Genomic DNA, 18,403 nt, shown 5'->3' on the forward strand with positions numbered 1-18,403 from the left:
ACCTCTGAGAGAACCGGCTGTAGGCCCGAGTAGGCCTTTGCCGGTCGATTGACCAGTCGCGGTGCACTCAGCAGGAAACACACAATGGACGCGTTCGAACATCCCCTCTCCATGGCCCAGGCCCTGCGCATGCGCGCCGGCGCCCAACCCGACCGGCTGGCCCTGCGCTTCCTGGCCGAGGACGGCGCGGGCGACGTGGTGCTCAGCTATGCCGAGCTGGACCGCCGCGCCCGCTGCATCGCCGCCGCGCTGCAGGCCCGGGCGGGGCAGGGCGAGCGCGCGGTGCTGCTGTTCCCCAGCGGCCCGGACTACGTCGCCGCCTTCTTCGGCTGCCTGTACGCCGGCATGGTCGCGGTGCCCGCCTACCCGCCGGAATCGGCGCGCCGCCACCACCAGGAGCGCCTGCTGTCGATCATCGACGATTGCGCGCCGCGCCTGGTGCTGACCCAGGCCGAACTGCGCGGGGCGCTGCTGGAAGGCTGCCCGGCGCTGTCCGGCGCCGCCGCGCCGCAGCTGCTGTGCGTGGACGAGCTGGAGCCGGCCGGCGCCGAGGCCTGGCGGGAAGTGGACATCCGCCCCGAGCACATCGCCTTCCTGCAGTACACCTCCGGCTCCACCGCGCTGCCCAAGGGCGTGCAGGTCAGCCACGGCAACCTGGTGGCCAACGAACGGCTGATCCGCGGCGGCTTCGGCATCGGCGCCGACGACGTGATCGTCAGCTGGCTGCCGCTGTACCACGACATGGGCCTGATCGGCGGCCTGCTGCAGCCGGTCTACAGCGGCGTGCCCTGCGTGCTGATGTCGCCGCGCTATTTCCTCGAACGCCCGCTGCGCTGGCTGGAAGCCATCAGCCAGCACGGCGGCACCGTCAGCGGCGGGCCGGACTTCGCCTACCGCCTGTGCACCGAGCGCGTCAGCGAGTCGGCCCTGGCCGGGCTGGACCTGAGCCGCTGGCGCGTGGCCTTCTCCGGCTCCGAACCGATCCGCCAGGACAGCCTGGACGGCTTCGCCGCCAGGTTCGCCGCCAGCCGCTTCGAGGCCTCCAGCTTCTTCGCCTGCTACGGCCTGGCCGAGGCCACCCTGTTCGTCACCGGCGGCCGGCGCGGCCAGGGCATCGCCGCCCTGGGCGTGGACGAGGCGGCCCTGGCGCAGAACCGCATCGAGGCGGGCAGCGGCAGCGTGCTCATGTGCTGCGGCCGCAGCCAGCCGGAGCACGCGGTGATGATCGTCGAGCCGCACAGCGGCGCCAGCCTGGGCGAGAACCGGGTGGGCGAGGTCTGGGCCGCCGGGCCGAGCATCGCCCACGGCTACTGGCGCAACCCCGAGGCCAGCGCCAGGGCCTTCGTCGAGCGCGACGGCCGCACCTGGCTGCGCACCGGCGACCTGGGCTGCCTGCGCGACGGCGAGCTGTACGTCACCGGGCGGCTGAAGGACATGCTCATCATCCGCGGCCACAACCTCTACCCGCAGGACATCGAGCGCGCCGTGGAAACCGAAGTGGACGCGGTGCGCAAGGGGCGGGTGGCGGCCTTCGCCGTGGAGGTCGACGGCGAGGAGGGCATCGGCATCGCCGCCGAGGTCGGCCGCGCCCTGCAGAAACGCATCCCGGCCGCCGAGCTGATCGACGCGATCCGCCAGGCGGTGGCCGAAGCCTGCCAGGAGGCGCCCAGGGTGGTGGCGCTGCTCAACCCCGGCGCGCTGCCGCGCACCTCCAGCGGCAAGCTGCAACGCTCGGCCTGCCGCACGCGCCTGGCCGACGGCAGCCTGGACTCCTACGCCGTCTACCCCGGAGTTCAGGCAGCCGCCGTGCCCGCCGTCGAGACCGATGACGCCCTGCAGGCGCGTATCGCCCAGGTCTGGCGCGAGCACCTGGGCGTCGAGCGCGTGGGCGCGGACGACAACTTCTTCCTGCTCGGCGGCAACTCCATCGCCGCCGCCCAGGTCATGGCCGCGCTGCGCGATGGCCTGGGCGCCGAGCTCAACCTGCGCCTGCTGTTCGAGGCGCCGCGCCTGGCCGATTTCAGCGCCGCCGTGGCCGCCCGCCTGGCCGCCGGCGCCACGCCCCAGGCGGCCATCGCCAGCCTGCCGCGCGGCGGCGACCTGCCGCAGTCCGCGGCCCAGCGCCGGCTGTGGCTGAACTGGCAGATCGAGCCCCGGGGCTGTGCCTACAACATCCCCGGCGGCCTGCAACTGCGCGGCGAACTGGACGAGGACGCGGTGTACGACGCCTTCGCCCGCCTGGTGCAGCGCCACGAAGCGCTGCGCACGCGCTTCCTCGAACGCGACGGCCAGGCCCTGCAGCGCATCGAGCCCAGGGGCGAGTTCCACTGGCAGGCGCTGGAACTGGACGCCGCCGAAGCCGCGCAACGCCGCGAAGCCGAGGCCCGCGAGCCGTTCGACCTGCAACAGGGCCCGCTGCTGCGCGTGAGCCTGGTGCGCCTGGGCGACGACCTGCACCAGCTGTGGGTGACCCTGCACCACATCGTGGCCGACGGCTGGTCGCTGAACCTGCTGCTGGACGAGTTCGCCCGCCTGTACGCCGAGAGCCAGGGCGGCCAGGGCGCCGACCTGGCGCCGCTGCCCATCGGCTACGCCGAATTCGCCAGCTGGCAGCGGCAGTGGCTGGAGGCGGGCGAGGGCGCCTGCCAGCTGGCCTACTGGCAGGCGCAACTGGGCGAGGAAGCGCCGCGCCTGGAACTGCCCACCGACCACCCGCGCGGCAACGCCGCCTCGCCGGCGGCGCGCCTGAGCCTGCGCCTGGACGACAAGCTCGGCCAGGCCCTGGGCGAGGCGGCCCGGGCCAGCCAGGCCAGCGTGTTCATGTGGCTGCTGGCGGCCTTCCAGGCCCTGCTGCACCGCCACAGCGGGCAGGCCGACATCCGCGTCGGCGTGCCCAGCGCCAACCGCCAGCGCCTGGAAGTACAGGGGCTGGTGGGGTTCTTCATCAACACCCTGGTGCTGCGCGCCACCCCCGGCCCGCGGCAGGCCTTCGGCCAGCTGCTGGCCCAGGTGCGCGAGGCCACCCTTGGCGCCCAGGAACACCAGGACCTGCCCTTCGACCGCCTGCTGGAAGCCCTGCCGGGCCACGGCGGCCAGCCGTTCCAGGTGCTGTTCAACCACCAGCAGCGCGACCTCTCGGCCCTGCGCCGGCTGCCCGGCCTGCTCGCCGAGGAACTGCCCTGGCACAGCCGCGAGGCCAAGTTCGACCTGCAGCTGCAGACCGAGGAAGACGGCCGCGGCCGCCTGCGCCTGAACTTCGACTACGCCGCCGACCTGTTCGACGCGGTGAGCATCCAGCGCCTGGCCGACCAGTACGTGGCCCTGCTGCGCCAGGTGGTGGCGCAGCCGCAGCTGTGCCTGGGCGACATCGCCCTGGTCGGCGACGCCGAGCGGGCGCGCCTGGAACAGTGGGGCAGCGCGCCCTGCGAACCGGCGCGAAGCTGGCTGCCGGAGCAGCTGGAACGCGCACAGGCGGAATATGCCGGGCGCGTGGCGCTGCAATGGGACGGCGGCGAACTGGGCCACGCCGAACTGCACGCCCAGGCCAACCGCCTGGCCCACTACCTGCGCGACAAGGGCGTGGGCCCCGACGTGCCGGTGGCCATTTGCGCCGAACGCTCGCCGCAGCTGCTGGTGGGCCTGCTGGCCATCCTCAAGGCCGGCGGCGCCTACGTGCCGCTGGACCCGGACTACCCCGCCGAGCGCCTGGCCTACATGCTGGCCGACTGCGGCGCCACGCTGCTGCTGACCCAGGCCCACCTGCTGGACCGCCTGCCCAGCCAGGAAGGCGTGGCCACCCTGTGCTTCGACGGCCTCAAGCTGGACGGCTGGCCCGCCAGCGCGCCGGGCCTGCACCTGCATGGCGACAACCTGGCCTACGTCATCTACACCTCCGGCTCCACCGGCCAGCCTAAGGGCGTGGGCAACACCCACGCCGCCCTGGCCGAGCGCCTGCAATGGATGCAGGCCACCTATGCGCTGCAGGCCGACGACGTGCTGATGCAGAAGGCGCCGGTGAGCTTCGACGTCTCGGTGTGGGAATGCTTCTGGCCGCTGCTGGCGGGTTGCCGGCTGGTGCTGGCCGGCCCCGGCGAGCACCGCGACCCGGCGCGCATCGCCCAGCTGGTGCGGCAGTTCGGCGTGACCACGCTGCACTTCGTGCCGCCGCTGCTGCAACTGTTCATCGACGAGCCCGGCGTGGACGCCTGCACCAGCCTGCGCCGCCTGTTCTCCGGCGGCGAGGCGCTGCCGGCGCAGCTGCGCGACCGCGTGCTGCAACGCCTGCCGGGCGTGGCCCTGCACAACCGCTACGGCCCCACGGAAACCGCGATCAACGTCACCCACTGGCAGTGCTCGGTGGAAGACGGCGCGCGCTCGCCCATCGGCCGGCCGCTGGGCAACGTCATCTGCCGCGTCCTCGACAGCGAGCTGAACCCGCTGCCGCCGGGCGCCGCCGGCGAGCTGTGCATCGGCGGCGCCGGCCTGGCCCGCGGCTACCTGGGCCGCCCGGGGCTGAGCGCCGAACGCTTCGTCGCCGACCCGCTGGGCGCGCCCGGCGCGCGCCTGTACCGTACCGGCGACCGTGCGCGCTGGAACGAGCGGGGCGTGCTGGAATACCTCGGCCGCCAGGACGGCCAGGTGAAACTGCGCGGCTTCCGCATCGAACTGGACGAAATCCGCGCGCGCCTGCTGGCCCAGCCCGGCGTGGCCCAGGCCGTGGTGGTGATCCGCCAGGCCGGCAACCTCGGCAGCCAACTGGTGGGCTACTACACCGCCAGCGCCGACGCCCCGGCCGAGGCCGAACACAACCAGGCCCTGCGCACTGCATTGCAGGCAGCGTTGCCGGAATACATGGTCCCGGCGCAGCTCATGCGCCTGGCCAATATGCCCCTGGGCCCCAGCGGCAAGCTGGACCTCAAGGCCCTGCCCGAACCGAGCGGGCAGCAGCGCGAGCACGTCGCCCCGCGCGACGAAGTGGAACAGCGCCTGGCCGCCATCTGGAGCGAAGTGCTGGGCCTGCCGCAGGTGGGCCTGGACGATGACTTCTTCGAGCTGGGCGGCCACTCGCTGCTGGCTACCCGCATCGTCTCCCGCGCCCGCCAGGCCTTCGCCATCGAGCTGCCGCTGCGCGAGCTGTTCGAGGCCAGCGCCCTGGGCGCCTTCGCCGAGCGGGTGCGCCAGCTGCGCGCCGCCGGCAGCGCCGACAGCCAGGGCGCCATCCACCCGGCGGACCGCAGCCGGCCGGTGCCGCTGTCCTACTCGCAGCAGCGCATGTGGTTCCTCTGGCAACTGGAGCCGGACAGCCCGGCCTACAACGTCGGCGGCATGGCGCGGCTGCGCGGCACGCTGGACCTGGACTGCTTCGAACGCGCCCTGCAGGCCCTGGTGCGGCGCCACGAGACGCTGCGCACCTGCTTCCCCAGCGTGGACGGCGTGCCCCACCAGCAGGTGCAGGAGAACAGCGACCTGCGCATGCAGCGCCTGGACTTCTCCCACCTCGGCGCCGAGGGCCGCCAGCAGGCCCTGCAGCAACTGGCCGACGACGAGGCGCACAAGCCCTTCGACCTCGAGAAGGGCCCGCTGCTGCGGGTGTACATGGTCCGCTTCGCCGAGGCCGAGCACTACCTGGTGGTGACCCTGCACCACATCGTCACCGAAGGCTGGGCCATGGACATCTTCGCCCGCGAGCTGGGTGCGCTCTACGAGGCCTTCCTGGAAGGCCGCGAATCGCCCCTGGCGCCGTTGCCGGTGCAGTACCTGGACTACAGCGTCTGGCAGCGGCAGTGGCTGGAGGCCGGCGAACGCCAGCGCCAGCTGGACTACTGGCGCGCCCAGCTGGGCGACGAGCACCCGGTGCTGGAACTGCCCGGCGACCGCCCGCGGCCGCCGCTGCAGAGCCACCGCGGCGACCTCTACCGCTTCGACCTGGCGCCGCAGCTGGCCGAGCGCGTGCGCCGCTTCAATGCCGGCAACGGCCTGACGCAGTTCATGACCATGACCGCCGCCCTGGCCGTGCTGCTGTACCGCTACAGCGGCCAGCAGGACCTGCGCATCGGCGCGCCGGTGGCCAACCGCATCCGCCCGGAGAGCGAAGGGCTGATCGGCGCCTTCCTCAACACCCAGGTGCTGCGCTGCCGCCTCGACGGGCAGATGAGCGTGGCCCAGCTGCTGGAACAGGTGCGGCAGACGGTGATCGACGGCCAGTCGCACCAGGACCTGCCCTTCGACCACCTGGTGGACGCCCTGCAGCCGCCGCGCAGCGCCGCCTACAACCCGCTGTTCCAGGTGATGTGCAACGTCCAGCGCTGGGAGTTCCAGCAGACCCGCGAACTGGCCGGGATGACCGTGGAATACCTGGTCAACGACGCCCGCGCCACCAAGTTCGACCTCAACCTGGAGGTCACCGACCTCGACCAGCGCCTGGGCTGCTGCCTGACCTACAGCCGCGACCTCTTCGACGAGCCGCGCATCGCCCGCATGGCGCGCCACTGGCAGAACCTGCTGGAGGCGATGATCGCCGACCCGCAGCAGCGCCTGGGCGAGCTGCCGATGCTCGAGGCCGGCGAGCGCGATGCGCTGCTGCATTGCAGCGGGCCGCAACTCAGCGACACCCTGCACGGCCTGTTCGCCGCCCAGGCCGCGGCCGCGCCACGGGCGCCGGCGCTGACCTTCGCCGGCCGGACGCTGAGCTACGCCGAGCTGGACGAGCGCGCCAACCGCCTGGCGCGCCTGCTGCGCGAACGCGGCGTGGGCGCCGAAGTGCGTGTCGGCCTGGCCCTGGAGCGCTCGCTGGAGATGGTCGTCGGCCTGCTGGCCATCCTCAAGGCCGGCGGCGCCTATGTGCCGCTGGACCCGGAATACCCGCTGGAACGCCTGCGCTACATGATCGAGGACAGCGGCGTGCGCCTGCTGCTCGGCCAGCCGGCGCTGTTCGAGGCCCTGGGCGAGCTGCCCGCCGGCGTCGGCCGCTGCTGCCCGGCGGAGGAGGGCGCGGCCCTGGCGGCGCTGGACGACGGCCCGCTGCCGTCGTTCAGCCAGGCGCAGCACCAGGCCTACCTGATCTACACCTCCGGCTCCACCGGCAAGCCCAAGGGCGTGGTGGTGTCCCACGGCGAGATCGCCATGCACTGCCGGGCGGTGATCGAGCGCTTCGGCATGCGCGCCGACGATTGCGAGCTGCACTTCTATTCCATCAACTTCGACGCTGCCAGCGAGCGCCTGCTGACGCCGCTGCTGTGCGGCGCCCACGTGGTGCTGCGGGCCCAGGGCCAATGGGGCGCCGAGGACATCTGCCAGCTGATCGCCGAGCACCGCGTGAGCATCCTCGGCTTCACCCCCAGCTATGGCAGCCAGCTGGCCCAGTGGCTGCAGACGCAGAACCGCCAACTGCCGGTGCGCCTGTGCATCACCGGCGGCGAGGCGCTGACCGCCGAGCACCTGCAGCGCATCCGCCAGGCCTTCGCGCCGCGCTACTTCTTCAACGCCTACGGCCCGACGGAAACCGTGGTCATGCCCCTGGCGGCCCTGGCCCCGGAGCAGGTGGAAGCCGGCGCCGGGGTGCCCATCGGCAGCCTGGTGGGCGAACGCAGCGCCTGCATCCTCGACGCCGACCTGGCCCTGGTGCCCCAGGGCGCCGGCGGCGAGCTGTACGTCGGCGGCGCCGGCCTGGCCCGCGGCTACCACGAGCGCCCCGGCCTGACCGCCGAGCGCTTCGTGCCCGACCCCTTCGGCGCCCCCGGCGGCCGCCTGTACCGCACCGGCGACCGCGTGCGCCAGCGCACCGATGGCCAGGTGGAATACCTCGGGCGCATCGACCAGCAGGTGAAGATCCGCGGCTTCCGCATCGAACTGGGCGAGATCGAGGCGCGCCTGCAGGAACACCCGCAGGTTCGCGAAACCGCCGTGCTGGCGGTGGACGGGCCCAGCGGCAAGCAACTGGTGGGCTACGTCGGCACCGCCCTGGCGACTGCCGACGCGGCCGCCCAGGCCGAACTGCGCGAGGCGCTCAAGGCCCACCTCAAGCAGCAACTGCCGGACTACATGGTGCCGGCGCACCTGGTGCTGCTGGAGGGCCTGCCGCTGACCGCCAACGGCAAGCTCGACCGCCGCGCGCTGCCGGCGCCGGACGCCGGCCTCGGCGAGCGTGTCTACGAAGCCCCGCGCAGCGAGCTGGAACGCCAGCTGGCGGCGATCTGGGGCGAGGTGCTGAACGTCGCCCAGGTCGGCCTGGACGACAACTTCTTCGAGCTGGGCGGCGACTCCATCCTGTCCATCCAGGTGGTCAGCCGCGCCCGCCAGCAGGGCATCCAGTTCAGCCCGCGGGACCTGTTCCAGCACCAGAGCGTGCGCAGCCTGGCCGGCGTCGCCCGGGCTGTCGGCGCAAGCCAGGCGGAGCAGGGCGAAGTGCAGGGCGGCAGCGCGCTGACGCCGATCCAGCACTGGTTCTTCGAACTGCCCCTGGAAAACCGCGCGCACTGGAACCAGTCGCTGCTGCTGGAGCCGCGCCAGGCGCTGGACGCCGACCTGCTGCGCCAGGCCCTGCTGCAGCTGACCAGGCACCACGACGCGCTGCGCCTGGCGTTCCGTCAGGAAGACGGCCGCTGGCAGGCCGGGCACCGGGCGCCGGACGACGGCGCCTGGCTGGTGTGGCAGGCGCAGGTGGCGAGCTTCGCCGACTGCGCCGAGGTGTTCGAGCGCGCCCAGCGCAGCCTGGCCCTGGACGGCCCGCTGCTGCGCGCGGTGCTGGTGGACGGCCCTGGCGCCCAGCGCCTACTGCTGGCCATCCACCACCTGGTGGTGGACGGCGTGTCCTGGCGCGTGCTGCTGGAAGACCTGCAGCAGGCCTACCGCCAGCTCGCCGCCGGCGAGGCCGTGCAACTGCCGGCCAAGACCAGCGCCTTCCGCGACTGGACCGCGCGCCTGCAGGCCTATGCCGGCAGCGAACCGCTGCGCGAGGAGCTGCACTGGTGGCACGGCCAGCTGGACGGCGCCCCCGGCACCTGGCTCTGCGACAACCCCGAGGGGCGCAACGACGAGGCCCTGGCCCGCAGCCTGAGCCTGCGCCTGGACCGCGAGCGCACCCGCCAGCTGCTGCAGCAGGCGCCGGCGGCCTACCGCACCCAGGTCAACGACCTGCTGCTGACCGCCCTGGCCCGGGTGCTCTGCCGCGCCACCGGCGAGGCTTCGGTGCTGGTGCAGCTGGAAGGCCACGGTCGCGAGGCGCTGTTCGACGACATCGACCTCAGCCGCACCGTGGGCTGGTTCACCAGCGCCTTCCCGCTGCGCCTGGCGCCCGCCCTGGAGGCTGGCGAGGAGGGGCTTGCGGCCTCGATCAAGGCGATCAAGGAACAGCTGCGCGCCGTGCCGCACAAGGGCCTGGGCCATGGCGTGCTGCGCCACCTGGGCGACGAGGCGGGGCGCCGCGCCCTGGCCGCGCTGCCGCAGCCGCGCATCACCTTCAACTACCTGGGCCAGTTCGACCAGAGCTTCACCGAGGACGCCCTGTTCCGCCCGCTGGACGAGCCCACCGGGGCCATCCACGACGCCGCCGCGCCGCTGCCCAACGAGCTGAGCGTGGACGGCCAGGTGTACGGCGGCGAACTGGTGCTGCGCTGGACCTACAGCGCCGAGCGTTATGAAGAGCGGACCATCGCCGACCTGGCCAACGCCTACCTCGACGAGCTGCAGGCCCTGGTCGCCCACTGCCTGGACGACAAGGCCGGCGGCCTGACGCCCTCGGACTTCCCCCTGGCGCGCCTGAGCCAGGCGCAGCTGGACGCCCTGGCGGTGCCGGCGGCGCAGATCGACGACGTCTACCCGCTGACACCCATGCAGGAAGGCCTGCTGCTGCACACCCTGCTGGAGCCGGGCACCGGCATCTACTACATGCAGGACCGCTACCGCATCGACAGCGAGCTGGACCGCGAGCGCTTCGCCGCCGCCTGGCAGGCCGTGGTGGCGCGCCACGAGGCGCTGCGCGCGTCCTTCTCGTGGAACGCCGGCGAGGCCATGCTGCAGGTGATCCACAAGCCCGGCCCGGTGGCGCTGGACTACCTCGACTGGAGCGAGCTGCCCGAGGAAGGCCACGAGGAACGCCTGCAGGCGCTGCACAAGCGGGAACGCGAGGCCGGCTTCGACCTGCTCAACGCGCCGCCCTTCCACCTGCGCCTGATCCGCCTGGGCGCGGCGCGCTACTGGTTCATGATGAGCAACCACCACATCCTCATCGACGCCTGGTGCCGCGGCCTGCTGATGAGCGACTTCTTCGAGATCTACAGCGCCCTGGGCGAGGGCCGCGCGGCCGAGCTGCCGACGCCGCCGCGCTACCGCGACTACATCGCCTGGCTGCAGCGCCAGGACCTGGACCACTCGCGCCGCTGGTGGCGCGACAACCTGCGCGGCTTCGAGCGCGCCACCTACGTCCCCAGCGACCGGCCGATCGTCCACGAGCGCGCCGGGGACAGCGGCGGGATGATGGTGGGCGACCGCTACACCCGCCTGGACGCCGCCGACGGCGCGCGCCTGCGCGAACTGGCGCAGCGCTACCAGCTGACCGTCAACACCTTCGCCCAGGCGGCCTGGGCCCTGGTGCTGCGCCGCTTCAGCGGCGAGCGCGACCTGCTGTTCGGCGTCACCGTGGCCGGCCGCCCGGTGGGCATGCCGCAGATGCAGCGCACCGTGGGGCTGTTCATCAACAGCATCCCGCTGCGCGTGCAACTGCCGGCGCCCGGCGAGCGGCAGACGGTGCGCGACTGGCTGGCCGGGCTGTTCGAACGCAACCTGGAGCTGCGCGAGCACGAGCACCTGCCGCTGGTGGCCATCCAGGAAAGCAGCGAGCTGCCCAAGGGCCAGCCGCTGTTCGACAGCCTCTTCGTGTTCGAGAACGCCCCGGTGGAAGTCTCGGTGCTGGACCGCGCGCAGAGCCTGAAGGCCAGCTCCGACTCCGGGCGCACCCACACCAACTTCCCGCTCACCGTGGTCTGCTACCCCGGCGACGACCTGGGCCTGCACCTGTCCTACGACCAGCGCTACTTCGAGGCCGCGACCATCGAACGGCTGCTCGGCGAGTTCAAGCGCCTGCTGCTGGCCCTGGCCGACGGCTTCCATGGCGAGGTGGCCGAGTTGCCGCTGCTGGGCGCGCAGGAGCGGCGCTTCCTGCTGGAGGACTGCAACCGCAGCGAGCACGCCTACCCGCTGGAGCAGGGCTACGTGCGCCTGTTCGAGGCGCGGGTGGCGGCGCACCCGCAGCGCATCGCCGCCAGTTGCCTCGGCCAGCAGTGGAGCTACGCCGAGCTGAACCGCCGGGCCAACCGCCTGGGCCATGCGCTGCTGGCCGCCGGCGTGGGCTTCGACCAGCCGGTGGCGCTGCTGGGCGAACGCGGCCTGGACCTGCTGGGCATGATCGTCGGCAGCTTCAAGGCCGGCGCCGGCTACCTGCCGCTGGACCCGGCGCACCCGACGCAGCGCCTGACGCGCATCCTCGAGCTCAGCCGCACGCCGGTGCTGGTGTGCAGCGCCGCCTGCCACGAGCAGGCCCTGGCGCTGCTCGCCGAACTGGGCTGCGGCAGCCGCCCGCGCCTGCTGGTGTGGGACGAGGTGCAGCACGGCGCGGCCGCCGAGCACGACCCGCAGCGCTACAGCGGGCCGGGCAACCTGGCCTACGTGATCTACACCTCCGGCTCCACCGGGCTGCCCAAGGGCGTGATGGTGGAGCAGGCCGGCATGCTCAACAACCAACTGAGCAAGGTGCCCTACCTGGCCCTCGGCGAGGGCGACGTGATCGCCCAGACCGCCTCGCAGAGCTTCGACATCTCGGTCTGGCAATTCCTCGCCGCGCCGCTGTTCGGTGGCCGCGTGGCCATAGTGCCGAACGCCATCGCCCAGGACCCGCAGGCGTTGCTGGAGCATGTGGTGGAGCAGGGCGTGAGCGTGCTGGAAAGCGTGCCCTCGCTGATCCAGGGCATGCTCGCCGAGGAGCGCGGGGCGCTGCCCGGCCTGCGCTGGATGCTGCCCACCGGCGAGGCCATGGCGCCGGAACTGGCGCGGCAGTGGCTGCAGCGCTACCCGCAGGTGGGCCTGGTGAACGCCTACGGCCCGGCGGAATGCTCGGACGACGTGGCCTTCTTCCGCGTCGACGCGGCCTCCACCGAAGGCACCTACCTGCCCATCGGCAGCCCCACCGACAACAACCAGCTGTACCTGCTGGATGCCGAGGGCGACTTCGACCTGGTGCCCCTGGGCGCGGTCGGCGAGCTGTGCGTGGCCGGCACCGGCGTTGGCCGCGGCTACGTCGGCGACCCGCTGCGCACCGCCCAGGCCTTCGTGCCGCACCCGTTCGGGGCGCCGGGGGAGCGCCTGTACCGCACCGGCGACCTGGCGCGGCGCCGCGCCGACGGCGTGCTGGAGTACGTCGGGCGCGTCGACCACCAGGTGAAGATCCGCGGCTTCCGCATCGAACTGGGCGAGATCGAGGCGCGCCTGCACGAGCTGCCGGACGTGCGCGAGGCGGCCGTGGCGGTGCAGGAAAGCGCCACCGGCAAGTACCTGGTCGGCTACCTGGTGCCCGCCGCGACGCCAGTCGAGGAGGGCGCCTGGCTGGAACAGGTGCGCCAGCACCTGCGCGCCGACCTGCCGGACTACATGGTGCCGCTGCACTGGCAGGTGCTGGAGCGCATGCCGCTCAACGCCAACGGCAAGCTCGACCGCAAGGCCCTGCCGGCGCTGGACATCGGCCAGGCCCTGGCCCACGCCTACCAGGCGCCGCGCACGGAGCTGGAAGGCACCCTGGCGCAGATCTGGGCCGAGGTGCTCAAGGTCGAGCGCGTCGGGGTGCTGGACAACTTCTTCGAGCTGGGCGGGCATTCGCTGCTGGCCACGCAGATCGCCTCGCGGGTGCAGAAGGCCCTGCAACGCAACGTGCCGCTGCGGGCCATGTTCGAGTGCAGCACGGTGGAGGAACTGGCCAGCTACATCGAGGCCCAGGCCAGCGCGATCGACGAGCACAAGGCGGCGCGCCTGGACGACCTGATGTCGCAGCTGGAAATGCTCTAGAGCGGCGCTTCCCGCGGGGCCGCCGAGGTCCCGCGGGCCCATCGCCAACCCCTTTAACCCCTGCGTGGCCTGCCGCGCCCGGGCCGCCCCGCGCCCGCGGAAATGGCGCCGGGGCAGGGCGCGGCCGGCAGTAAATCCCGAGCGCCGCGCTGCGTTATTCCCTACAGCCGCTCCGCCATCGCGGGGCACCCGTCAACCGTGGCACACCACCACGTCTCGAGGTTGAAGACATGCAAGTCGCTACCAGCGTCATCGATGACCAGCCTGCCCATGCCGAACCGGCCGCGGGCGAAACCCTCTACGAATTCGCCGAGTCGCCGCTGCTGGCGCGCCAGCGCCACCAGGAATCCAACGCGCGCAGCTACCCGCGGCGCATCCCCCTGGCCCTGAAGAAGGCCAGCGGGCTGTTCGTGGAGGACGTCGAGGGGCGCCGCTTCATCGACTGCCTGGCCGGCGCCGGCACCCTGGCCCTGGGCCACAACCACCCGGTGGTGATCGAGGCGATCCGGCAGGTGCTGGCCGACGAACTGCCGCTACACACCCTGGACCTGACCACCCCGGTGAAGGACGCCTTCGTCCAGGACCTGTTCGGCCTGCTCTCGGCGCAACTGGCGCGCGAGGCGAAGATCCAGTTCTGCGGGCCCACCGGCGCCGACGCCGCCGAGGCCGCGCTCAAGCTGGTGCGCACCGCCACCGGGCGCAGCACCGTGCTGTCGTTCCAGGGCGGCTACCATGGCATGACCCAGGGCGCCCTGGGGCTGATGGGCAACCTCGGGCCGAAGAAGGCCCTGGGCGCGCTGCTGGGCAACGGCGTGCAGTTCCTGCCGTACCCCTACGCCTACCGCTGCCCCTTCGGCCTCGGCGGCGAGGCCGGGGTGAAAGCCAACCTGCACTACCTGGAAAGCGTGCTGAACGACCCGGAGAGCGGCGTGCCGCTGCCGGCGGCGGTGGTGGTCGAGGTGGTCCAGGGCGAGGGCGGCGTGGTCCCGGCCGACCTGGAGTGGCTGCGCGGCCTGCGGCGCATCACCGAGAAGGCCGGGGTGGCGCTGGTGGTCGACGAGATCCAGACCGGCTTCGGCCGCACCGGGCGGATGTTTGCCTTCGAGCACGCCGGCATCGTCCCCGACGTGGTGCTGCTGTCCAAGGCCATCGGCGGCAGCCTGCCGCTGGCGGTGGTGGTCTACCGCGACTGGCTGGACACCTGGCAGCCCGGCGCCCACGCCGGCACCTTCCGCGGCAACCAGATGGCCATGGCCGCGGGCTCCGCGGTGATGCGCTACCTGAAGGAACACGACATCCCGGCCCATGCCGCGGCCATGGGCGAGCGCCTGGCCGAGCACCTGCGCATCCTCCAGCGCAGCTACCCGCAGCTGGGCGACATCCGCGGCCGCGGGCTGATGCTCGGGGTGGAGGTGGTCGACCCCGAGGGCGCCGCCGACAGCCTCGGCCACCCGCCGGCCAACCCCGCGCTGGCCTCGCGCATCCAGCGCGAATGCCTGCGCCGCGGGCTGATCCTCGAACTGGGCGGCCGCCACGGCGCGGTGGTGCGCTTCCTGCCGCCGCTGATCATCAGCGCCGAACAGATCGACGAGGTGGCACGGCGCTTCGCCCGCGCCCTGACCGCGGCCGTGCCTGCCGGCAAACCGTAGGAACGCGCCCTGCCCGCGAAATCGCGCGCAGGGCGCGCTCCTACAGGTTGACGCCGAACGTCCCGCCCACGCCGAACGGCCCCCTCTCCCTTCAGGGAGAGGGTTGGGGAGAGGGGACGGCGTCAACCCCAAACACCTGAACCACCGGCTAGCACCGTTCGCGAGCAAGCTCGCTCCTACGAAGATCACCTAATTTTCTCCCCGCCAACTTCGTTAACCCATAGCGGCCACCCACGGGGCGGCCTGTCCATCCAGTTGAGGAAAGTGCAATGACGTCCGTATTCGACCGCGAAGACATCCAGTTCGAAGTGGTGGTGAACCACGAGGAGCAGTACTCCATCTGGCCGCAATACAAGGAAATCCCCGCCGGCTGGCGCGCCGTGGGCAAGAGTGGGCTGAAGAAGGACTGCCTGGCCTACATCGAGGAGGTCTGGACCGACATGCGCCCGCTGAGCCTGCGCCAGCACATGGAAAAGGCGGCCGGCTGAGTGGCGCTGCGACTCTTCTGCCTGCCGTACTCCGGCGCCAGCGCCATGGTCTACGGGCGCTGGCGGCGCAAGCTGCCGGCCTGGCTGCAACTGCGCCCGGTGGAGCTGCCGGGCCGCGGCACGCGCATGGCCGAGCCGCTGCAGACCGACCTCGCCGGCCTGGCCCGGCAACTGGCCCGTGAGCTGCACGACGAAGTGCGCCAGGGCCCCTACGCGGTGCTCGGCCACAGCCTGGGCGCGCTGCTCGCCTGCGAGCTGCTCTACGCCCTGCGCGAGTTGGGCAGCCCGACGCCCCTGGGGCTGTTCGCCTCGGGCACCGCGGCGCCTTCGCGGCGCGCGGAATACGACCGTGGCTTCGCCGAACCCAAGAGCGACGCCGAGCTGATCGCCGACCTGCGCGACCTGCAGGGCACCCCCGAGGAAGTGCTGGCCAGCCAGGAGCTGATGAGCCTTACGCTGCCCATCCTGCGCGCCGACTTCCTGCTCTGCGGCGGCTACCGCTACCAGCGCCGCGCGCCCCTGGCCTGCCCGATCCAGGTGCTCGGCGGCCGCGCCGACAAGGCCAGCGAGGAACAGCTGCGGGCCTGGGGCGAGGAGACCTGCGCCGGCTCGGAACTGCAACTGTTCGACGGCGGGCACTTCTTCATCCACGAGCACGAGGCCGCCGTGCTGGGCTGCATCGAGCAGCGCCTGCAACGCTGGCGCGCCGGCGAGGGTTCGCTGGCGCCGGCGGCGGCCGCCGCGACCTTCTGACGTCTCGCGCATGACGGTCGAGCCGGGTGCAGGCGAGGGCACCCGGCTTTCGTCGTTGCCTGCCCACAAGTATTTGATATCAATTTGAAAATTCGCTTCAACCGGCGGTTCCCGGCTGCGCCGCGAAGCTAATTTTCCGGCGTTGCTGTCCGTTCACCATGAGCCCACTCGAGCCCTGGCGCTCGTTGCCCACGTGCACGGAAGAAGACAGATGAACGCAGAACAGTCCCTGAAACTCGCCCGCCGCTTCCTCGAGCTGCCCCTGGAAAAACGCCGGATGTTCCTGGCGAGCCTGAGCGCGGAAGGCGTCGACTTCTCGCTGTTCCCGATTCCGGCCGGGGTGCCGGGCGCCGAGCGCGACCGGCCGTCCTACGCCCAGCAACGCATGTGGCTGCTCTGGCAGCTGGACCCGCACAGCGGCGCCTACAACCTGCCCGGCGCCGTGCGCCTGGACGGGGCGCTGGACCGCCAGGCCCTGGAGCGCGCCTTCGCCAGCCTGGTCGAGCGTCACGAGACGCTGCGCACGGTGTTCGTCCCCGGTGCGGACGGCACCCCGCGGCTGGCGCCCATGCCCGGCGAGCTGCAGGTGGTGTACGAGGATTTCAGCGCCCTGGCGGTGGACGAGCGGGAAGCGCGGGTGCGCGAGGAGGCCCAGCGCGAGTCGCTGCAGCCCTTCGACCTGGGCAATGGCCCGCTGCTGCGGGTGCGCCTGATCCGCCTGGGCGAACGGGAGCACGTGCTGCTGCTGACGCTGCACCACATCGTCTCCGATGGCTGGTCGATGAACCTGCTGATCGAGGAATTCGGCCGCTTCTATAGCGCCTACGCCCAGGGCGGCGAGGCGCAGCTGCAGGCGCTGCCGGTGCAGTACGCCGACTACGCCCTGTGGCAGCGCAGCTGGCTGGAGGCCGGCGAGCAGGAACGCCAGCTGGACTACTGGCGCAAGCAGCTCGGCGAGCAGCACCCGGTGCTGGAGCTGGCCGGCGACCACCCGCGCCCGGCCCAGGCCAGCTACCGCGGCGCCCGCTACGAATTCGCCGTGGAGCCTGCGCTGGCCGAAGCGCTGCGCGCCGCCGCGCGGCGCCAGGGGCTGACCCTGTTCATGCTGCTGCTGGGCGGTTTCGACGTGCTGCTGCAACGCTACAGCGGCGAGGGCGACCTGCGCGTCGGCGTGCCCATCGCCAACCGCAACCGCGCCGAGGTGGAGGGGCTGATCGGCCTGTTCGTCAACACCCAGGTGCTGCGCGCGGTATTCGACGGGCAGACGCCGGTGGAGCGCCTGCTGGCCCAGGTGCGCGACAGCGTGCTGGGCGCCCAGGCCCACCAGGACCTGCCGTTCGAGCGCCTGCTGGACGCCTTCCAGGTGGAGCGCAGCCTGAGCCACAGCCCGCTGTTCCAGGTGATGTACAACCACCAGCCGCAGGTGGCCGACATCGAGGCCCTGGACGACGTGGCCGGCCTGCGCCTGAGCCGCCTGGACTGGCAGAGCCGCACCACCCAGTTCGACCTTTCCCTGGACACCTACGAGAAGGGCGGCCGCCTGTACGCCGCGCTGACCTATGCCACGGATCTGTTCGAGCCGGCGACCATCGAGCGCATGGCGCGGCACTGGCAGAACCTGCTGCGGGCGATGATCGAGAACCCGCAACAGGCGGTAGGCGAACTGCCGATGCTGGACGCCGGTGAGCGTGAGCTGATCCTGAAACAGTGGAATGCCACGGCTACCGAATATCCGTTGCAACGCGGCGTACACCAGCTGTTCGAAGAGCAGGTCGAACGTCACCCGAATGCACCGGCGCTGGCCTTCGGCGAGCAGCGCCTGAGCTATGCGGAACTGAACCAGCGCGCCAACCGCCTGGCCCATGCCCTGATCGCGCGCGGCGTGGGGCCGGATAGCCTGGTCGGCATCGCGGTGGAGCGCTCCATCGAGATGGTCGTCGGGCTGATGGCGATCCTGAAGGCCGGCGGCGCCTACGTGCCGCTGGACCCGGAATACCCCGCCGAGCGCCTGGCCTACATGCTGGAAGACAGCGGCGTGAAGCTGCTGCTGAGCCAGTCGCACCTGGACCTGCCGTTGGCCGAGGGGGTGCAGCGCATCGACCTGGACCAGGAGAGCGATTGGCTGGAAGGCTACAGCGACGCCAATCCCGCTGCGCTCGTGGACGGCGAGAGCCTCGCCTATGTGATCTACACCTCCGGCTCCACGGGCAAGCCCAAGGGCGCCGGAAACCGCCATCGCGCGCTGACCAACCGCCTGTGCTGGATGCAGGAAGCCTATGGCCTGGACGGCAGCGATACCGTCCTGCAAAAGACGCCGTTCAGCTTCGACGTCTCGGTCTGGGAATTCTTCTGGCCGCTGATGACCGGCGCCCGCCTGGTCGTCGCGGCACCGGGCGATCACCGCGACCCGGCGAAGCTGGTGGAACTGATCAATCGCGAAGGCGTGACCACGCTGCACTTCGT

The 18,403-nt window shown here is 72.0% G+C and carries 5 protein-coding genes; all 5 read left to right on the forward strand.

What is annotated here, in order from left to right; genetic code table 11:
* Nucleotides 1-84 precede the first annotated feature (84 nt).
* Nucleotides 85-13,050: a non-ribosomal peptide synthetase gene (locus CHC02_RS14665; protein WP_089392193.1), complete on the forward strand. Its 12,966-nt coding sequence runs from the start codon at nucleotides 85-87 to the stop codon at nucleotides 13,048-13,050.
* A 230-nt stretch (nucleotides 13,051-13,280) separates the two neighbouring features.
* Nucleotides 13,281-14,699 carry an aspartate aminotransferase family protein gene (locus tag CHC02_RS14670; RefSeq protein ID WP_089392194.1) on the forward strand — a complete coding sequence of 473 codons (1,419 nt, stop codon included), beginning with the start codon at nucleotides 13,281-13,283 and terminating at the stop codon, nucleotides 14,697-14,699.
* Nucleotides 14,700-14,968: 269 nt separating this feature from the next.
* Nucleotides 14,969-15,187, forward strand: coding sequence for an MbtH family protein (locus CHC02_RS14675; RefSeq protein ID WP_089392195.1), 219 nt, complete (start codon nucleotides 14,969-14,971; stop codon nucleotides 15,185-15,187).
* Nucleotides 15,188-15,940 carry a thioesterase II family protein gene (locus CHC02_RS14680; RefSeq protein WP_089392196.1) on the forward strand — a complete coding sequence of 251 codons (753 nt, stop codon included), beginning with the start codon at nucleotides 15,188-15,190 and terminating at the stop codon, nucleotides 15,938-15,940. It begins immediately after the preceding gene.
* Between the two features lie 211 nt (nucleotides 15,941-16,151).
* The coding region (locus tag CHC02_RS14685; RefSeq protein ID WP_141137693.1) for a condensation domain-containing protein at nucleotides 16,152-18,403 on the forward strand (2,252 nt) is incomplete at its 3' end.

This window comes from Pseudomonas delhiensis (genome assembly GCF_900187975.1).
Classification (GTDB): Bacteria; Pseudomonadota; Gammaproteobacteria; order Pseudomonadales; family Pseudomonadaceae; genus Pseudomonas; species Pseudomonas delhiensis.